This is a genomic window from Paenibacillus glycinis (genome assembly GCF_009909185.1).
GTDB classification, from domain to species: Bacteria; Bacillota; Bacilli; order Paenibacillales; family Paenibacillaceae; genus Paenibacillus_Z; species Paenibacillus_Z glycinis.
In genome coordinates this window covers 71,038-89,608 of sequence record NZ_JAAAMV010000029.1, presented here as the reverse complement: position 1 = coordinate 89,608, position 18,571 = coordinate 71,038, and the positions used below count along the sequence as shown (strand labels likewise).

Annotated in this window: 18 protein-coding genes; 12 read left to right on the top strand and 6 right to left on the bottom strand. The window is 59.4% G+C overall.

Going from position 1 to position 18,571, the window contains the following annotated elements; genetic code table 11:
• Positions 1-18: 18 nt before the first annotated feature.
• Entirely contained in the window at positions 19-999 is a 981-nt protein-coding gene (locus GT019_RS27765; RefSeq protein WP_161746707.1) for an aldo/keto reductase, read from the top strand.
• 81 nt (positions 1,000-1,080) lie between these two features.
• On the opposite strand, the gene GT019_RS27760 is transcribed toward GT019_RS27765, so the two are convergent.
• The gene (locus GT019_RS27760; protein WP_161746706.1) at positions 1,081-2,040 is read right to left on the bottom strand and encodes an ABC transporter permease; all 960 of its coding nucleotides are present in this window, start codon (positions 2,038-2,040) and stop codon (positions 1,081-1,083) included.
• A 577-nt stretch (positions 2,041-2,617) separates the two neighbouring features.
• Here GT019_RS27760 and GT019_RS27755 point away from each other — a divergent pair.
• The 7 genes from GT019_RS27755 (at position 2,618) to yunB (ending at position 11,146) form a co-directional block, all read left to right on the top strand.
• On the top strand, positions 2,618-4,135 hold the full coding sequence (locus GT019_RS27755) for a spore germination protein (protein ID WP_161746705.1): 1,518 nt from the start codon (positions 2,618-2,620) through the stop codon (positions 4,133-4,135).
• Positions 4,132-5,223 carry a GerAB/ArcD/ProY family transporter gene (locus tag GT019_RS27750; protein ID WP_161746704.1) on the top strand — a complete coding sequence of 364 codons (1,092 nt, stop codon included), beginning with the start codon at positions 4,132-4,134 and terminating at the stop codon, positions 5,221-5,223. The genes GT019_RS27755 and GT019_RS27750 overlap by 4 nt, the downstream gene beginning before the upstream one ends.
• Positions 5,220-6,431, top strand: a complete 1,212-nt coding sequence (locus GT019_RS27745) for a Ger(x)C family spore germination protein (protein ID WP_161746703.1) — start codon at positions 5,220-5,222, stop codon at positions 6,429-6,431. Before GT019_RS27750 ends, GT019_RS27745 begins: the two co-directional genes overlap by 4 nt.
• Positions 6,428-6,673 carry a hypothetical protein gene (locus GT019_RS27740; RefSeq protein ID WP_161746702.1) on the top strand — a complete coding sequence of 82 codons (246 nt, stop codon included), beginning with the start codon at positions 6,428-6,430 and terminating at the stop codon, positions 6,671-6,673. Before GT019_RS27745 ends, GT019_RS27740 begins: the two co-directional genes overlap by 4 nt.
• A complete protein-coding gene (locus GT019_RS27735) occupies positions 6,670-7,779 on the top strand; it encodes a GerAB/ArcD/ProY family transporter (protein ID WP_161746701.1) in 1,110 nt (369 codons plus the stop codon). The genes GT019_RS27740 and GT019_RS27735 overlap by 4 nt, the downstream gene beginning before the upstream one ends.
• Positions 7,780-7,898: 119 nt before the next feature.
• Positions 7,899-10,217, top strand: coding sequence for an ATP-dependent helicase (locus tag GT019_RS27730; protein ID WP_161746700.1), 2,319 nt, complete (start codon positions 7,899-7,901; stop codon positions 10,215-10,217).
• 74 nt (positions 10,218-10,291) lie between these two features.
• Entirely contained in the window at positions 10,292-11,146 is an 855-nt protein-coding gene (yunB, locus tag GT019_RS27725; protein WP_161746699.1) for a sporulation protein YunB, read from the top strand.
• Between the two features lie 70 nt (positions 11,147-11,216).
• On the opposite strand, the gene GT019_RS27720 is transcribed toward yunB, so the two are convergent.
• Entirely contained in the window at positions 11,217-12,221 is a 1,005-nt protein-coding gene (locus tag GT019_RS27720) for a M23 family metallopeptidase (RefSeq protein WP_201755628.1), read from the bottom strand.
• 135 nt (positions 12,222-12,356) lie between these two features.
• Between GT019_RS27720 and lipA the strand changes: the two genes are divergently transcribed.
• Complete coding sequence (gene lipA / locus GT019_RS27715; protein ID WP_407945109.1) at positions 12,357-13,334, top strand: lipoyl synthase; 978 nt, start codon at positions 12,357-12,359, stop codon at positions 13,332-13,334.
• 90 nt (positions 13,335-13,424) lie between these two features.
• The gene (locus GT019_RS31660) at positions 13,425-14,354 is read left to right on the top strand and encodes a YutD family protein (protein WP_201755625.1); all 930 of its coding nucleotides are present in this window, start codon (positions 13,425-13,427) and stop codon (positions 14,352-14,354) included.
• Positions 14,355-14,465: 111 nt separating this feature from the next.
• Here the strand turns inward: GT019_RS31660 and GT019_RS27705 are convergent, their stop codons facing one another.
• Both GT019_RS27705 and ylbJ read right to left on the bottom strand, forming a co-directional pair.
• Positions 14,466-15,263, bottom strand: a complete 798-nt coding sequence (locus GT019_RS27705) for an NAD kinase (RefSeq protein WP_161746697.1) — start codon at positions 15,261-15,263, stop codon at positions 14,466-14,468.
• A gap of 128 nt (positions 15,264-15,391) precedes the next feature.
• Positions 15,392-16,471, bottom strand: coding sequence for a sporulation integral membrane protein YlbJ (gene ylbJ / locus GT019_RS27700; protein ID WP_328804046.1), 1,080 nt, complete (start codon positions 16,469-16,471; stop codon positions 15,392-15,394).
• Between the two features lie 467 nt (positions 16,472-16,938).
• Here ylbJ and GT019_RS27695 point away from each other — a divergent pair, with 467 nt between their 5' ends.
• Together GT019_RS27695 and GT019_RS27690 are read left to right on the top strand one after the other, a co-directional pair.
• Positions 16,939-17,316 (top strand): globin domain-containing protein, encoded by a 378-nt coding sequence (locus tag GT019_RS27695; RefSeq protein WP_161746747.1) that lies wholly within the window; start codon positions 16,939-16,941, stop codon positions 17,314-17,316.
• 24 nt (positions 17,317-17,340) lie between these two features.
• Positions 17,341-18,033: a DUF2225 domain-containing protein gene (locus tag GT019_RS27690; protein ID WP_161746695.1), complete on the top strand. Its 693-nt coding sequence runs from the start codon at positions 17,341-17,343 to the stop codon at positions 18,031-18,033.
• 109 nt (positions 18,034-18,142) lie between these two features.
• Here the strand turns inward: GT019_RS27690 and GT019_RS27685 are convergent, their stop codons facing one another.
• Entirely contained in the window at positions 18,143-18,379 is a 237-nt protein-coding gene (locus tag GT019_RS27685; protein ID WP_161746694.1) for a hypothetical protein, read from the bottom strand.
• Positions 18,376-18,558 (bottom strand): YycC family protein, encoded by a 183-nt coding sequence (locus tag GT019_RS27680; RefSeq protein WP_161746693.1) that lies wholly within the window; start codon positions 18,556-18,558, stop codon positions 18,376-18,378. The genes GT019_RS27685 and GT019_RS27680 overlap by 4 nt, the downstream gene beginning before the upstream one ends.
• Between the last annotated feature and the right edge of the window lie 13 nt (positions 18,559-18,571).

Here is an 18,571-nt window from a genome sequence, read left to right as displayed (position 1 = left end):
CGGACAGGAGAGATGGACATGCAATACCGCAGGCTTGGAGGAAGCGGGCTCGCCGTATCGGCGCTCGGACTCGGCACGAATGCGTTCGGCAAGCGCAGCGACCGGGAGGCGTCGACCGCCATTATCGATTTGGCGCTGGATCGGGGCATTAATTTCATCGACACGGCGAACATTTACGCGGGCACGGAATCGGAGACGATCATCGGCCATGCGCTGCTCGGCAAACGCGATCGGGCCGTGCTGGCAACGAAGGCGGGCCTGCCGCGCAGGGATGGCCCGAACGGCAGCGGCTCCTCGCGCTACCACCTGCAGCGGGAGCTGGAGGAAAGCTTGAAGCGGCTGCGGACGGATTATGTCGACCTATATCAGATTCATACGTTCGATCCGTACACGCCGCTCGAGGAGACGCTCCGCGCCCTGGACGACTTCGTCCGCGCGGGCAAGGTGCGCTATATCGGCGCTTCCAACTACGCCGCATGGGAGCTGACGAAGGCGCTTGGCATCAGCGAGTTGAAGAGCCTGAACCGGTTCGTGTCCGTTCAAACCAGCTATTCGCTGGCCGACCGCACGCCGGAGCGCGAGCTCGTGCCGGCCTGCGTCGACCAGGAGGTCGGCATCATTCCGTACTTCCCGCTGGCCGGCGGTATCCTGAGCGGCAAATACGCGCCGGATGCGTCAGGCGCCGCGCCGAAAGGCTCGCGGGCCGAGACCGATCAAGGCTTCAACCGGTTCATGAAGGATCGCGAGCTGTCGCTCGGCCAGGCGGTAAAGCGCATCGCGGACGCGCACGGCTTCCGTCCGGGGGCGCTGTCCCTCGCTTGGCTGATGGCCCGGCCGGCCGTGTCCACGGTCATCGTGGGCGCGACGAAGGCTGAGCAGGTCGAAGACAACCTGGGCAGCCTCGACATCGCGCTGCCGGCGGAGCTTCAAGCCGAGCTGGACGCGGTCAGCGAAGCGTTCCGTCACGGCGAGCCGTTCGCCGTGTACCGGCTTCCCTAGATCGCGGACGGCCGGGTCCCGCGGCAACCAACGCAAACAAAAGCTGCCGAAAGCCGGCAGCTTTTGTTGTGATTAGAAAATTCAACTGGCCTTGCTGCCTACGCGGATCCGAGGATTTAACAGAACATAGATGATATCGGCTATCCAAGAGAACAAAACGACCACGGCCGTAATGATCATGATGACGCTGAGCAGTACCGGAAGGTTGCGACCTTCGGCGGAGTGAACCATTAACGATCCGAGACCGTTCCAATTATACACCCTCTCGACGACCGCCGAAGAGCTGATAAGCAGCGGCAAATCCATTGCGGCGAAGGTTACGACCGGTATCATCGCGTTTTTGAGGGCATGTCTCAGGAGGACTCGCTTTTCGGAATTCCCTTTAGCCCGGGCAGTCAGCAGATAATCCGAAGGAAGCACCTCCTGCAGGCTTGAGCGAATGAACTTGAGATACGAAGCGACCATGCCCAACATCAAGGTTCCCACGGGCAGAATCATATGTTGAATGAGATCCTGCAGGTTTCCTTCCTTGCTTGGCGTATGTATGCTGCTTGGAGGGAGCCAGAACAGGTGATACGCAAATATCTGTTGAATCCAGATAGCGGCGGCGGCGCCAGGCAAAGCGAATCCGACCAACGCCAGGACGACAGCTATCCGTTCCGATAGGCCTCCCGACCGGTAGCCGTTATAGATCGCCCACGGAAAAGCGATCATGAGCGAGAGAAGCCATGAAGTGCCAATCAGAATCAGGCTGTTCTCCGCATTCTTCCAGATGTAGTCGCTGATCGGCTGAGCAAAGAAATCCAGACCAAGCCCTCCATGCCGAAGATCCTGAAGCCAATGCCAGTATTGCACGGGGATGGGCAGGTCTAATCCCAAGGCATGCTTCTGGGCTTCCACGGCCTGTATTTGCTCCGTCGTCATTCCGACCCCCGACCACATGTCTCCCGGCATTTTATGGATCACGTAAAAGCATGCAGCGGACACGATCAGGAGCACGAAAAAAGATTGAACCGTCCTTCGAATGATGAATTTCCACATTTCAGACCCTCGCTAACTGGAATAGTGTGTACAGGTGCATCTCGTCTCCGGACCAAGTGTTCGGGGCGCGTTCTCGGCGTGAAATCTTGCTGCATCGTACTCATCGGACGGAAATTAAGTTCAGTATAGCGAGGCGTGATTTTTATGTCAATATTTCTGACATAAATATGTTCATATTTGGAAAAAAATCATTGGCATCGATCGCTATGTGTAGATTATTGGTGCTCGTAGCGGATGAATTGACCTTCAAGCTGGGGAATAGGAATAAAATATTAAATTAATGTAAGGAATATTTACTTATATGTAGATAAGTGGTGTTAGTTTATGGGTAGATAAAGGGCGATAACAAGAGAGACGCCGCAAGCTGGATGAAGTCGTGGCGTTTGGGCCGGCAGTCGCAACTTTAGTTTCCGTAAAAAGCCGCCTCGTACCGGTTCTTATTCCCGGTACGAGGCGGCCTTTTCGCGTTCCCGCGGCCGAATGGGTATCCGGCGTTGAGCCGCATTCGTCCGTCCGCGCGTTTATCGATTGGATAAGATGGAAAAATTAATAGGTAACACCGACAAGGAGACTGCCTATGAAGGCCACCGCCGACTCGCAACCGATTTCTTCCGCGATGGAAGATAATTATAAAACGCTGTGCGACATTTATTCGAAGTGCAACGATATCATCTTCCGCGAACTCAAGATCGGGGGGAAGACGGAGTCTTTTCTCGTCTTTATCGACGGCATGGTCAACGTCGAGGTACTGGACCTGCATATCGTCCGCTGTCTCCAACACTTGACGGAGCCGCTCACGAACGAGAACTGCATGGAAGTATTGGGAGGAGAACTGTCCATCTCCAATTTGCTGTCGGTCGAATCCATCGAGGATGCCGTATCGCATATCGGGATGGGCTGCATCACGTTGTTCGTAAACGGGATCACGCTGTGCTTCTCCATGGGACTGGCCAAATGGGAGAAACGCGGCATCGAGGAGCCGGCCGCGGAATCCGTCGTGCGCGGTCCGAGGGAAGGATTCACGGAGACGATGAGCGTGAACCGGGCCATGCTGCGCCGCAAAATCAAAACGCCCGCGCTCAAAATGGTGCCTTACCGCCTCGGGCGGCAAACGCACACGGAAGTGAATCTGACCTACATCGAGGGCATCGCGAGCGAGGCGCTGGTGAACGAGGCCGACGACCGCATCTCCGGCATCGATATCGACGGCATTCTCGAGAGCGGCTACGTGGAGGGCTTGATCGAGGACAGCCCCTTCTCGCCCTTTCCGCAGATGCAGGTCACGGAACGGCCCGACGTCGTCAGCGCGGCCCTGCTGGAAGGCCGGGTCGCCATTCTCGTCGACGGCACGCCGTTCGTGCTGATCGCGCCTGCCACGTTGTTCACCATGATGCAATCGCCCGAGGATTACTACCAGCGGTTCTATATCGGCACGCTGATTCGCTGGCTTCGCTATCTTTTCTTTATCACGACGCTGATCCTGCCTTCCTTATACGTCGCGATCCTTACGTTCCACCAGGAGATGGTGCCGACCTCGCTGCTGCTCAGCATCGCGAAATCCAGGGAGGACATCCCGTTCCCGGCGCTCGTGGAAGCACTCCTGATGGAGGTGTCGTTCGAAGCGCTGCGCGAGGCCGGCGTCCGATTGCCCAAGCAGGTCGGCGCCGCCGTCAGCATCGTCGGCGCGCTCGTCATCGGGCAGGCCGCTACCTCAGCGGGTCTGGTCTCGGCCCCGATGGTCATGGTCGTCGCCATTACCGGGATCGCCTCATTCATGATGCCGCAATACAGCGCCGGCATCGCCATCCGGATGCTCCGTTTCCCGATCATGTTCCTCTCCGGCGTCTTGGGCTTGCTCGGCCTGATGCTGGGCATTATCTTCATCGTGGTCCATCTCTGTTCCCTGCGCTCCTTCGGCGTTCCTTATCTGCAGCCGATCGCGCCGATGAAAGGCAATGAAATGAAAGACGTGCTTGCCCGGTCGCCGATATGGATGCAGCGCAGACGGCCCAAATTAACCGGCAGGCCGAATAACGTCAACCGTCAAGCTCCGGGCATGAAGCCAGAACCGCCAAAAGGGAATGAGTCGTCATGATCGAAAAAGGCCGCATATCGCCGGTGCAGCTTGCCATATTCATGCATCCCACCGTCCTGGCCACGGCTTCGCTTTCCGTCCCGGCCATCACGATGAAAACGGCGGGCCACGACATGTGGGCCGCGCCGATCGTGTCGTCCCTGATCGGATTCATGGTCGTGCTGGTCATGTTCAAACTGCACGAGCGGTACCCGAACGAGACGTTCATCCAATACAGCGAATCCATTCTCGGGAAGTACCTCGGCCGGGCGATCGGGCTGTCCTATATCTTCTCGTTCCTGTTCACCAACGGCATCGTGATTCGCGAATACGGGGAGTTCATCGCCGCGACGTTTCTGCTGGAAACCCCGATGGTGTTCGTCGTCGTGGGTTTGATGATCGTTTGCGCTTATGCGCTTCACCAAGGCATCGAAGTATGGGCGAGGGCGGCCCAGCTGCTCGTACCGATCGCGCTCGTGATCATTGTCTTCATGCTGGTCATCATGGTGCCGGACATGCACGTCAAGGAAATGTTTCCGATCATGGAGTACGGCCCGCTTCCGCTCCTGCGGGCGTCGATCGTCCCTTCCTCCTGGTTTTCGCAGTATTTCATCATTGCGATTTTTTTGCCCTATTTGTCGAAGAAGGGCCGTACCGCCTTGAATTGGACGATGATCAGCGTGGTAGCGTCCCTCACGACGATGACGCTGATCAACTTTGCGGTGCTGTTCATCTTCGGCGATATCAACAAGAGCTACAATTACCCGTTTCTGATCGCCGTGCGCTACGTCTCCTTGTCCGATTTCATCGAGCATATCGAATCCTTGCTGATGACGGCGTGGCTCGTCGCCATCTTCATCAAAATCACGGTCGTCTACTATGCCGCCGCGCTCGGGACGGCGCAAATACTGCGATTAACCGATTACCGGATACTGATCGGACCGATCGGCCTGCTCATGGTCCTGCTCAGCCTTTGGTGTGCGCCGAATTTGGAAGAGCTGACGGAGCTGCTGGGCAGAAGCGTTCCCTTCTTCTCGTCGATCTTCCAGATCTGGATTCCGCTGCTGATGCTCGGGGTCGCCATGGCAAGGGGGGCGCGCACCGCATGAGGGGAAGACGCACTGCCCGAATCGTTCTTCTGATGATGGTCTTGCTCGGCGCCTTGCCGCTTGCCGGTTGTTGGGATCGGACAGAGGTGAACGACCTGGGGTTGATTACGGGAGCGGCGATCGATAAATACAACGACAACTTGATTTCGTTATCCGTGCAAATTTTCATTCCCCGGGCTGCAGCCGGCGGAGGCGGCACCGGCGGCATGGAGATGAGCGGCAAGGGCGGCGGCGCCGGCAGCACGTTCGTGCATTCCGCCACCGGCGAGAACATTGCCGACGCGCTGTCGCATCTGCAGGAGAAAATGCCGCGCAAGCTGTTCTGGGGACATGCCGAGGTCATTATTTTCGGCGAGGAGCAAGCCAGATCGGGCATCGGCGACGATGTCGATTACTTGATGCGCGCGCCGCAGCCCCGCGAACGGGCCTATATTTACGTTTGCAGCGGCAAGGCAAGGAAGTCGCTGGAAATGCAGGCTGTGCTGGAGCGGGATTCCTCGGAGGCGCTCCGCGAGATCGCCAAGAGCAAGGCGTCGATGAGCGTGACGATGACGGAGCTTGCCCAGATGCTCACGGACCAGTCCGGGGGGGCAGCCCTGCCTTGGCTCAGGCAGAACCCGGCGAGGTCCAAGCATAATCCGGACAGCACGTCCAATTATACCAACGGCACGGCCATCTTCAAGGGAGACCGGATGATCGGCGTCGTGGACGAAGGCGTGACTAGAGGGATCTTATGGCTGCGCAACGAGATTTCCAATGCCGTTATCACGGTGACGCCCAAAGGTTCGAGAGGGACCGTTTCCGCCAAGCTGCTCCGCAGCAAGACGAGGCTGATCCCGCATATCAAGGACGGCAACTGGAGCATGACCGTCCGGATCCACGTGGAGACCGCCGCGCTTCAAAATGCCTCCTCGGCGAATTTATTGTCCAGCCCCGTGGACGTCAAGAATGTGGAGGCGGCCATGAACGCGGAGATATCGGACCGCGTGAAGCAGTCGCTCAAGAAAGTCCAGAAGGACATGAAGTCGGACGTATTCGATTTCGCCGGCGAATTCCACCGCGCGTATCCGAAGGAGTGGCATCGCAACAAAGCCCGTTGGGACGATATTTTCCCCCGGATCGAAATCAAGGTCGAGCCGGATGCGAGACTGCTGCGGCCGGGATTGACCAACGTGCAGTCGACGACGAAAGCTGGTGAAGAACAATGACGTGGTACGCGATTCCAAGCCTGCTCACGCTAAGTCTGCTCATCGCGGGCATTCAATGGCGATGGACGCGCCAAGCGCCCGCGAAAGAGAAAATCGTCTGCCTGGCGATGCTGGGCATCGGTTGGACGGTAGGGGTGCTGCTGTATATCTATCCGCATTTGCCGGGACCAAGCCAGCTTGTGGACTTGCTGTTCGGGCGAATCGGATCGATGCTGATCACGCAAGGCGAGGCCGACTCATGAAAACGGCGCGTATCGGAGGCAAGCAGCTGTTCTGTCTCATGGCGGTCATGCAATCGGGGATGAACGTGCTGCTCACCATCAATCCGGCCATCATGATCGCAAAGCAGGATGCCTGGCTGTCGATGATCGTGGCCGGTACGGGAGGCGTATTCATGGCCTTTGTGCATTCCAAGCTCAGTCGGCTCTTCCCGGGAATGACCTTGGTCGAGTACGCCGTGCAGATCGCGGGCAAATGGGCGGGGAATGTCATCGTCGGACTTTACATGATGTTCTGGTATGTCGTCCTCGGCATGATTCTCCGGCAGTACACGGAATTCATTCTGTCGACGATCCTGCCGAAAACTCCCATGGTGGTTCCGCTTGTGTCGTTGTTCTTGGTCGCCATCTACGTCACGGCGCTGGGCATCGAGGTGCTGGCGAGATGCGCGGAAGTGTTCGGGCCGTTCATTCTGGGCGGCATTTTCTTGCCGCTCTTGCTGACGATCCATGACGTGAAGGTCAATAATTTGTTTCCGATCTACGTGGATTCGGGGTTCACGACGATCGTGCTCGGCTCTTTGCCGACCATGACGTTCCTGGGCGATTGCGCGATGCTGATGATGCTGTACGCGTTCGTGGGGGATGCCAAACGAGGCACGAAGTTTGCGCTTTGGGGCGTCGGCACGTCCGCGTTTCTGACCTTTGCCGCCACGCTTATGGTTATCGCGGTGCTGAGTCAGGCTCAGGGAGCCGGCATCACCTATCCGTATTTCAATTTGATCCGCAACACCTCGTATTTCGATTTCGTGCAAAATCTCGATTCGCTCGTCATCGCGATCTGGATCGTCAGCGTGTTCATCAAAGTATCGTTGTATTTCTTCGTCTGCGTCTACGGGACGGCGCAGTGGGTCAAAGTGCGGAAGTGGAAGCGCATGATCTGGATCTCCGCGCCGATCGTATTCGTCATCTCGCTCATCCCGCGCGACTTCGTGGAGAGCTCCGTCATCTTCCCGCAGAAGATCGCGATTCCGTACATCCTCCCCTACCACATGTTCGGCATTCCGCTCGTATTGTGGGCGATAGCGAAGCTGCGCCATCTCGGAAAGCCGTCCGACGGGAAAAATTAACCCTTGCGCCGGAAGGCGGATTCTTGCGATACTGGACGTAAAAGCAAACGGCGGAAAACGACATCCCTCTCCGGCTTCGGAGAGGGATGTTTTCGCGTCCGGAACGGAAGGTAGATCGAATGACGGCCGCAGGCATGGATTTTTTCGCGCGCAAGCAGGCGGAGCTTGGCGTGGCATTGAACGAGGTACAGAAGAAGGCCGTGCTGCACGCGGACGGCGCGCTGCTCCTGCTCGCGTCGCCCGGCTCCGGCAAGACGACGACGATCATCATGCGCATCGGCTATCTCATCGAGGCGAAGGGCGTCCATCCGTCGCGGATCAAGGCGGTGACGTTCAGCCGGGCTTCGGCGCAGGACATGAAGGAGCGTTACGCCCGTTTTTTCCCGGACCATCCGGAAGGCGGCGTCCAGTTCTCCACCATTCACAGCTTCGCGTTCGAGGTGATGCGGGAACATTTGCGGCGCTCGCGCCTGTCGTTCCAAATCATCGAGGGCGAAGTGGAGCAGCCGGAGGAGGAAGAGCTGCCGCTGCACAAGAAGCTGATTCTTCGCGATCTGTACCGCAAGGTGAAAGGCGAGAATCTGACCGAGGACCAGATGGAAGAGCTGACGACGTACATCAGCTTCCTCAAGAACAAGCTGATCCCCGAGCGTGAATGGGGAGAAGTGCGGTGCGACGTGCCGGAGGCCGCCGCGGTCGCGAAGGAATACGAGGCGTTCAAGCGGTCGTTCGCGGGAAAGCTGCTCGTCGATTACGACGATATGCTCGTGCTGGCGAACGACGCCCTGGAGAGCGGCGGCGAGCTGCTGTGGAAATACCAGAACCGGTACGATTACGTGCTGACCGACGAAAGCCAGGATACGTCGCTCGTGCAGCATGCCATCATCGAGAAGCTGGCGAGAAGGCACGGCTGCCTGTGCGTCGTGGCGGACGACGACCAGAGCATCTACACGTGGCGGGCCGCGGAGCCGCAGTATTTGCTGGATTTCCGGAACGTGTTCCCCGACGCCGCCATCTTGAAGATGGAACAGAATTACCGCTCCTCGCGTAATATCGTGGACATCGCGAACAAGTTCATCAAGCGCAACGAGCGGCGCTACGACAAAAACATGTTCACCCGCAATCCCGGCAGCCGTCCGATCTTCCTGAAGCAGCTGGACGATTACAAGGGCCAGGCGAAGTATGTGGCGGCTGCGGTCGAAGGCACGGAGCCGCTCTCCGAGACGGCCGTCCTGTACCGCAACAACGCCTCGTCGATCATGCTCATGAACGAGTTCGACCGCCGCGGCATCCCGTTCTACATGAAGGACGGAGACAACCGCTTCTTCTCCCACTGGGTGCTGGAGGACGTGCTCGGCTTCATGCGCATGGCGTACACGGACAAGCGTCCCGATCTGCTGGAGAAGATCCACACGAAGATGGCCGGCTACGTAACCAAGGCGCAGATGGCGGCGCTGAACGCGCTGGACAACGGCGAATCCGTCTTCGACAACCTGCTGGCGCACGTGCCGCTGCAGAGCTACCAGCCGAAGCAGCTGGCGGACGTCAAGGAAGCGTTCCAATCGATGCGTGGCATGGAGCCGCGCGCGGCCATCCGGCTGATCCGGTTCAGGCTCGGCTACGAGCGGGCGATCGACCGGATGTGCGAGCGGCTCGGCTTCCGCCGTGAGAATCTGATCGGCATGCTGAACACGCTCGAGGACATCGCGGACGGCTTGGCGACGCTGGAAGATTTCGCGAATCGGCTTAAATACCTGGAGGCGGCGATGAAGGCGTCCAAGAAAAACAAGCACGCGGACGCCGTGACGTTCTCCACGCTGCACAGCGCCAAGGGCTTGGAGTTCGAGCGCGTGTTCATGATCGATCTCATCGACGGCATCATTCCCTCGAACGACGATATGAAGAAGGAAGACGGCGAGGCATCCGACGCCATGGAGGAAGCGGTACGGTTGTTCTACGTCGGCATGACGAGGGCCAAGCGCGAGCTTACGCTGCTCAGCTATGCCAGGCGCGACGGGGAGGACGCGAAGGAGTCGCAATTCGTGACGGCGGTCCGCGAGCTGCAATCCCCGCAGCCGCCCGCGCCTCCCTCCGGCATCCGGCCGGAGGCGGCTTGGCAGGCCGAATCCGGAGGCGGCGCGCGGCCGGCAGCGGCGAAGAAGGCGCCGGCCGCCAAGCGGCAGCGCGCGCCGGGGAGCGCGGGTTCCGGCGTCACGGTCACCGAGGGCCGGCCGGGCGAAGCGGCTTCCGAGCGCAACCCGGATGCGCTGAAGAGCTTCGACGGCTTGAAGCCCGGCGACGTCCTCGTCCATTCCGCCTTCGGCGCCGGAGAGTTCGTATCGGCGAACCGGGACTTCGTCGAGATCCGCTTCGGCATCGGCGTCCGCAAGCTGTCGGCGGCCGCCTGCATCGGAGCGGGCATGCTGACGCGCCGGTAGGCTTCTTCTTTTTTGGCGGTTCCCCGCATAAGCTTGGAAGGGAAAGCGGACAAACGCCAGGAGGGGGCCGTCGCATGCGCAGGTGGGGAAGAAGAGGCTGGCGGAGCAGGGGCGTCCGCCGCCGTTCCGGCGGCAAGAGCGGCAAGGCCGGCAAGCTGCTGACCCGCCGAAGGGTGGTCTTCCTGCTGGTCCTGCTGTTTCTGCTGTTCTTCTTCCAGACGTTCATTTTCATCGAGCGCAACCTGCAGAAACCGCTGATGACCGTCGCGGAGGTTCGCGTGAAGCAGGTGGCGACGCAAGCGATCAACAAGTCGATCACGGAGCAGGTGGCGGATCAGACCGATGCCGACAAGCTGATCGAGTGGAAAACGAACGCGGCCGGCAAAATATCCGGCTTCATGCTCAATTACGCCGAGCATATGCGCATCACGTCGGAGACGATCGACACGGTGCAGGACACGCTCGACCGCATGGGCGACATTCCCGAGAAGATCCCGCTCGGCCAGGCGCTCGGAAGCGCGATTATCGCGTCGTTCGGCCCCCGCATCCCCGTCAAGTTCGAGCCGATCGGGGCGGTGAAGGTAGATCTGAACACCCGGCAGAAGGATGCCGGCATCAATATGATTCTCGTGGAAGTGTACATGCACATCGTGGCGGAGGTATCCATCATCATTCCGTTCGATACGAAGCCCGAGCTGGTGGAGACCGAGATCCCGATATCTTACCTGCTCGTCGTCGGCGACGTGCCGACGTATTACTACGACGGCAAGGGCAACCCGGTCGGCGAGACCGCGCCGAACGCACCGAGCATCGCCATTCCCGCGGAGCCCGGCAAGAGCGACGCGGACGTCATTGCCGGCGGCGACGAGTCGGCTCCGAACGAGAGCGATCCGCCGGCGGACGCGGAATCGCCCGCGGATACCCCGTAAAAGACGCCAAAAAGAGCGCTTATCGGCCGGTTCCGGATAAGCGCTCTTCCTGTTACGCGACCCGCGCGGGCTAATGCCCGCGCAGGCGGCGTCTTTCTTCGGTTTCCCACTGCCTCAGGCTCGGATACGGATCGAAGGACCATTCGACGAGGCCGCGGTCGCGGTAAATCCCGTAATGCAGATGCGGCGGGAATTTGCCCTGCGTGCCGGGACGTCCGTAGCCCGAGCTGCCTACCCACCCGATCACTTGGCCGGGCTTGACGACGGAGCCCGCGTCTATGGTCTTGTCATAGCCGGACAGATGCGCATAATAATGATAGTAATTATTGAGGTCGCGGATGCCGAGACGCCAACCGCCGTACGGGTTCCATCCCTTCACCTCGATAATGCCGAAGCAGGTGCTCCGCACGGGTACGCCGTGATTGGCGAAAATATCGGTGCCCTCGTGGATCCGGTACCCGCCCCAGCTTCGGCGCGTGCCCCACGTTCCTTTATAGGAGTAATTGTCCCCGATCGGAAGGGGAAACGCATGCTGGAACAAATCCAGTTTGCCGTAAGTCTCGTAGAGCCGCGAGAACTGCCGGATGCGCTGCACCGCTCTCGTATTGTGGTAATACTGCCACAGGCCGATGGAGAAATCGTCCTCGTCCGTGCCGTACTGCAGCAAATGGTTGGCGATGGCATACAGCAGATCGGTATCGTTCGTGCGTTTGGCCAGACCGTCGCCGTCGCCGTCTTCGCCGATTCCCTTGAACCAATGGATCGACAACGGAAACTCGTCGCCGCTGTCCGGATTCAGCTCTCCGGCCCACTCCGTGTCCGTCACGAAGACGCTGATGTAGGTGCCCAGCTGTTCGCGGGTTTTGGGGCGGGCTCTGGTCATCGTCCGTTCGTACTGATCGACGGCGGCCAGGCGGAACCAAGGTATGCCGGTCACGACGCTGATCTCGTCGTACAGGATCCGGCGTTTGGCGTAGATGTCGGCCGGGGACATCGCTTTGCCCGTTTCCGCGGCGCGCGCCCGTTCCGGCAGCGGCTGCAGGAGCAGCGAAAGCGCGATCGGGATTACCGCCATGAGGCGGATGGCATATGATTTCACAGATTCAGCCTCCAACAAAACGACCGTCGCGGACGCGGCGAGCATGCGCTGCGGCGCTTCGCTCCCGGCCGGTCGATCCTCTTTAACGGATGCAGCTCTAGCGGCGCTGTCCTGCTGTTATGGTTTGCAAATCATTGGTTTTTATCCGAAACATGCTATAATAAAACGGAAGCGAACAAGGAAAGCAGGTACCAGCGCATGAAGACAAAAGAGAAACAACCCAAGCCGGATTGGCTGAGAATAAAATTAACGACCGGCGGCAATTACGCCGAACTCAAGGATATGATGCGTTCCAAGACGCTGCATACGGTGTGCGAGGAAGCGCGCTGCCCGAACATTTACGAATGCTGGGCGAACCGGACGGCGACGTTCATGATTCTGGGCGATATTTGCACGCGGGCCTGCCGGTTCTGCGCGGTGAAGACCGGATTGCCGACGGAGCTCGACCTGCAGGAGCCGGAGCGCGTGGCGGAAGCCGCGGAGCAAATGGGCCTGCGCCACTGCGTCATCACCTCCGTGGCGCGCGACGACTTGGCCGACGGCGGAGCGAGCATCTTCGTGGAAACGATCAAAGCCGTCCGCCGCAAGCTGCCCCTGTGCAGCGTGGAAGTGCTTATCCCCGATTTCATGGGCAATTGGGATGCGCTGCAAGCGGTAATGGACGCGAAACCCGATATTTTGAACCACAATATAGAGACCGTCGCCAGACTCTCCGACCGGGTGCGCGCGAAAGCGAAATACCCGCGCTCCATGGAGCTCCTGCGGCGAGCGAAGGAAATGAAGCCGGACATCCCGACCAAATCGAGCATCATGCTCGGCGTCGGCGAGGAATGGGACGAAATTTTGCAGGCGATGGACGACTTGCGCGCCGTGGATTGCAATATTTTGACGCTCGGCCAATATTTGCAGCCGTCGCCGACTCATATGCCGATCGCGCGCTACGTGCATCCCGACGAGTTTGCGAAGCTCAAAGAAGAAGGCTTGAAGCGCGGGTTCAGCCATGTGGAATCGGCACCGCTCGTTCGCAGCTCCTATCATGCGCATGAGCAGGTCAAGTCCGCGGAGGAAGCGCAAAGCGCATCCCTGTGAGCTTATGCTTACGAAGTAGTTTTGCTCATTTTTGCCGGATATCCGGAAGCAAACTGTGATCGCAAAACTTTTAAGGAGTGAGAAGCGGCCTTGATCCATATAAGCGGCAGAACCTACGCATTGATACACGAAAACAGAAGCGGCTGGAATTTCGAAGCGTTCAGGGAGCGCTACAGCGAAGTGCTGGAACGGTACGATTATGTCGTCGGGGACTGGGGATACAATCAACTGCGCCTGAAAGGTTTTTTTCGCGACGGCAATCCGAAAGCGACGCGGGAATCCGTCATCTCCTCGATGGCGGATTACATTAACGAATATTGCAATTTCGGCTGCGCCTACTTCGTGCTCGAGAAACAGCCGGGCAGCTCGAAGCTGGGCGAGGACGGCGAAACGGGCGATGACGGCGAGCTTCGGGTCGTCGAGCTGCCGGACAGCGCCGAAGAAGCCTATCTGACGGCTTCCCGCGTCATCGCGGCCGCCAAAGCGAGCGATGCGCCGGCTGCGGAGAACCAGCACGTGAAATTCATGCCCCGCCACGAGCGGGACCTGCGCCGCGAGCAGCAGCGCAACAGCCGCAGGGAGACGGTCAAGGAGCCGGAGAAAGAAAAGGACGGACAACGCGAGCACCGCAAGCCGAACGGCAAAGACCGCGACCAGGGCAACCGCCAGGGGCAGCAGGGCGGCCGGGGGCAAGGCCAGCAGCATGACCGCGGCGAGCGCCAGAACCGGGGCGAACGTCCGGAGCGCGGCGACAAGCAAGACCGCGGCGACAAGCAGGAGCGCGGCGAACGCCAAGAGCGAAGCGAGCGCGCCGAGCAGAACCGCGGCGAGCAGCGGGGCGAACGTCCGGAACGCGGCGAGCGTCCGGAACGGTCGGAGCGCAGCCGCAACAAGCAGCGCCATTTTAACCCGAATCATCATCATCAGCATCAGAAGGCGCCGGTTGCGGCAGCCTCCGAGCCCGGGCAACATTCCCAACAGCCGAACAAGGCCAAGGACGCGGCGCCGAAACATAGCTGACGAGTGGATCGAATGGATTTTTAATGGAGTTAAGACGAAAAAATGCCATGCGGGCTGCAAGCCTGCATGGCATTTTTTGTTTTTAGCCGAAGCGCATTCGGCGCGGCGTCGCTATTTCACTTCGTATCCCAGGAACGCCTCGCGCACGCGGTTCCAGAACGGGAAAGGCCGGTAGCGGGCGAAGCTGATCTTACGCGCGGACACGCTGCAGCGGATGGAACGAATATCGGATCGCGTGATGTTCAAATGATCGAAGGTGAGCTGGAGCCGCTGGTCTTTGCGCGATATGATGTCGCAGTGATGATGCTGCGGCAGGACGACCGAGGAGCCGAGCGTCCGGTACACGCGGTTGTTGATGGACGCAATCTCGGCGATTTGCAGGCAGTCGATGGACGGGTGGATGACCGCGCCGCCCAAGCTCTTGTTGTAGGCGGTGCTGCCGGAAGGCGTCGATACGACGATGCCGTCGCCCCGGAACATCTCGAAGAGCTCGTCGTTGACGTCGATTTGGGCGACCAGCGTGTTGTCGACGCCTTTCAGCGTGAATTCGTTTACCGCTATATAAGTGGACAGCCCTTCGGACGTGTCGAGCACGATTTCCGCGAGCGGGTAGCGCACGATCTTGGGCTCGTCCTCCGCCATCATGCGGACCAGCTCCTCGAGCTCGTCCACCTTCCAGTCGGCGAAGAAGCCGAGATGGCCGGTATGGATGCCGACGAACGCGATATCCTCGATCCGGTCCACGTATTTGTGAAATGCTTGCAGCAGCGTCCCGTCGCCGCCGATCGAGATGACCATATCGGGCATATCGTCGCTGCGCGTCAGTCCGCGGGCAGCCGCTAAGGCATGGAAATCGACGGCAAGCTGCTTGGACAGCTTATCGCCTCTGTCAATGACGACGTAATTCAAACGTTGTGGCCCCTTCCGCACGGCCGAATCCGAACGAGCAGCCGCGCCGCGTGCGGCATCGGCTGCCCAAATCCCGAAATCAGCCTGTTCTTCTTGCATCATAGCCGAAAACGGGACCGAATACAACGTCAGGCGGCCGGGCCGAGCCAGCCCCAAAACGCGTAAACCAAGGCGGCGGCGATGATGCCGTGCAGCAGACGCGCGAGGAGAAAAGGCTTGTAGCGCAAATCCGTGCGGCTCAGGAGGCTGGCGACTTGGGCATGGACGGACAGCCCGGCCCAGGACAGCACGAACGCGGCGATCGCCGCCTGCTGCATGAGCCCGCTGCCTCCGGCGCTGCCCGCCGCCCGCGCGCCGAGCGTCACTTCGAAGATGCCGCTCACGACGGCGTCCGATAACGCCGGCGGCATGCCGACGGCACCAAGCAGCAGGCGAATCGCCCCGGCCAGCACCTCGATGCTTCCCGTCTGGCGGAGCAGCTCCATGATGACGGAGAAGACGACGACGAGACCGCCGACGACGATCATGAGGCGCAGCGCGGCCTGGACCGCGTCCTGCAGCAGCGTGCCGAGCGAGCGGCCGTCCATCATTCGGGCCGTATGCATGGCATGGATGGCTTCGGCGAGCCTGCTTTTCTTTCTTCTCCCGGCTCTGCCGCCCTTATCCGCCGATTCGCTGCTGGCAGGCGCATGGCGGTCGTGAAAGCGCATCAGCAGCCCGATGATCAGGCCGCCGCCGTAATGGGCCGCGGCGAGGACGGGGGCGAGCGCGACGCTGTGGAAAAATCCGACCGAGACCGCGCCGATCAGGAAGATCGGATCCGACGTCGTCGTGAAGGCGACGAGCCGTTCTCCCTCCGCGCGGTTGATCAGCTTCTGCTCCCAGAGCTGCGCCGTCAGCCGCGCGCCGACGGGGTAACCCGAGGCGTAGCCCATGGTGACGACGAAGCCGCCGATGCCCGGGATGCGGAAGAGCGGGCGCATGAAGGGATCCAGGATCTTGCCGAAGAAATGCACGATGCCGAAGCCGAGCAGCAGCTCCGAGATGACGAAGAAGGGGAAGAGCGCCGGAAACAGCACTTCCCACCATATCGCTAATCCCCGCAGGGATGCTTCCAGCGCTTGCGCGGGGAACGCCGCCAGCAGCAACGCGAGCACGGCCGCCGACCATGCGGGAATGACGGACGGGCGGAGCAAGAAACGGACGATATGCAAGGGCGGCTCCCTCCTATGGGCAGTTGAATTCGTACTATTATTGCTATATGTTCCAATGCGCGCAATCATCACTTGTCCCCACGGAACATGTCCAGCGAAGGCAGGGAAAATGCCACATTTACGGCAAAATATTTTTTTAGAAAACGCTTGCAAAACAGGGTGTCTTTTTGTCCCGGGTATGGTACAATCGGATTAAGTCAATCGAACGCACGAGGTGATGACGATGAGTATTATTGCCGGCATTCTTATCTGCGCTTTCGTTTACGTCATCCGTGAGTCGCTTGTGGCTCCCGGAGAAGAGGATTACGAGAGTTGATCCAGCTGCCTTAGTCGCTTGTTTATACTACTGCCGCAATGCCCTCCTACAAGAGGGCATTTTTTTGATTTAAACCGTTCGATTGATTTATGAGGAAAATGAAAAACTAATTCCAAAGACCTAAAAAACGGAGATGAAAATGACGATGAATAACTATAGCACTATTTTTGAAGCGGTCGGAGGAGTCGAAGGAATCAGGAAGATCGTAGAGGCCTTTTATCCCAAAGTTCTGAAAAACCCGCTGATCGGTCCTCTTTTTCCGGCTGACATCGATCCCGTCATGGATCGGCAGACCTTATTCCTGTCGCAGTTTTTCGGCGGTCCTTCCCTGTACTCGGACCAACACGGCCATCCCATGATGCGGGCGCGCCACCTTCCCTTTCCCATTACGCCGGAACGCGCCGAAGCCTGGCTGGGCTGCATGCGGGAGGCGCTCGCCGAGACCGATCTGCCCCATGAGCTGCAGGAGCTGATCCTGGTGCGGCTGTCGGGGCCGGCGCATCATTTTATTAACCAACCCTAAATGACCTGGAGACGTGATGACGATATGGAGCCCCTTTACACGACAAAGAAGACGTGCATTTGCTGCGAGACTTCCTATCAGACTTCGCGTGTCCGTCCCAGCTTCAAAAAAGCGGATAGCCGGGATACCGACTTCCGCGCTTGCTATAAAGGCGAGATCAACCCGGATTATTACGTCGCGTGCGTTTGTCCGGAATGCGGGTTCACCTCGACGGAGAACGGCATATCGAGCATGACGGACGCGCAGCGGCAAAAGTATTACGGCGAGATCGGCGCGCGCTGGACGCACCGCGATTACGGCGGCAGCCGTACGAGGGCGCAAGCGCTGGTGTGCTTCAAGCTCGCGCTCGTCTGCGCGGGACTCGTCGGGGAGAAGGAGCGGGTAGTGGCCGGCATCCTGCATCATATCGCATGGCTGTACCGCACCGAAGGCGGCGCCGAGCAGGAGCAGCGCTTCCTGCGCTATGCCTTGGATGCGTACGTCGCCGTGTTCGAGACGGAAGGGGTATCGCTCAATAACGCCAAGCTGATGTATCTGATCGGGGAATTGCATCGCCGAATCGGCGATCCGCGCACGGCCGTCCGCTGGTTCTCCCGCGTCGTGAACGACAAGAAAATCACGGATGCCGCGATGATTCGCGCAAGCCGGGAACAGTGGCAGCAGATTCGCGAAGAACAGACGGGCCTGGACGAGGAGACGGCTGCCGGAATCGCATAAATGAACGATCAAAAGCCGTCCGGGCACTTGGCCCGGGCGGCTTTTGATCGTTGGATTCGCTGGAGAAGAATGAGTTCGGCGGCCGCCGATCGGGCATTGGCCGCGGCAGTTATGCGCGTCTGAGCACGGTATCCGTCAGCAGGTAGTCCTGGTCCGTGTCCACGACGGTCAGGCGGTTGCGGCAGCAGGGGAAGACGAGCAGCTTCTTTTTGCCGTCGTGAATGTCGGAGAGCTCTCTCGGCCTTAGCGGCAGCAGGACGTTGTCCTTGCCGCAGAACGGACAGGAGGCCACGTACACGTCCTTCATGATGATGTCGTACGGCCAAGTGCGTTCGAACGGAATCACGGCTTATCCTCTCCTTGAGGATCGGCATCGCTCGCGGGAGCGGCGTCGGCCTTCGCCAGCTCGGCGATTTTCTGCAGCAGGATGTGTTTCGGCATGTGCATGAGATGCTCCAGCGGGACGTTCAATTGCTTGGCCAGCTTCACGGCCGTCTCGGCGGAAAGCTGCAATGGTTGTGACATCGAAGTCAACTCC